Source organism: Bradyrhizobium sp. Leo170 (assembly GCF_004296405.1).
GTDB lineage: Bacteria > Pseudomonadota > Alphaproteobacteria > Rhizobiales > Xanthobacteraceae > Bradyrhizobium.
Genome location: NZ_PSRR01000860.1, coordinates 1 through 517 on the forward strand (window position 1 = coordinate 1; position 517 = coordinate 517).

A 517-nucleotide genomic window follows, 5' to 3' on the forward strand; every position below is an offset into this window, starting at 1 on the left:
CTCTCTGGCTGCGTGATAGAAAGGGATCAGGAGCAGTCAGTTTCCAACTAACAAACCGGTTCAAGCGGTCCCGCTCCGCGGGTCCATTTCAGCTTCATGATGAGCCATGGGAGACCGCATCGATGCTTCCGTCAGGTGCGGCGTCGGCGCTCTGCCGAAGAAAAGCTAGTACTGATCGAAGAAGAGTTTGAGGGGGCAAGACGGTCTCGGTGGATGCTAGAACGGCACCCGCGCCGATCGCGCCGGCGAGACGGTGGACGCGATCGAGAAGGAAGTCCGCCGCATGGCCGAGGAAGGCCCGACCCAGAAGGAGCTCGACGAGGCCAAGTCGTATTTGAAGGGTTCGCAGATGCTGGCGCTCGATACCTCCTCGAAGCTCGCGCAGGCGATGCTGCAGTATCAGACCGACAAATTGCCGATCGACTACATCGAGAAGCGCAACGCCATCGTCGACGCGGTGACGCTGGACGACGCCCGCAAGGTATCGCAGCGGCTCTGGGGCCAGGGCCTGCTCACG

General features: G+C 61.3%; 1 pseudogene. It reads left to right on the top strand.

What is annotated here, in order from left to right:
* Positions 1-223: 223 nt before the first annotated feature.
* A pseudogene (locus CWO89_RS45115) lies at positions 224-517 on the top strand (M16 family metallopeptidase); the annotation flags it as partial.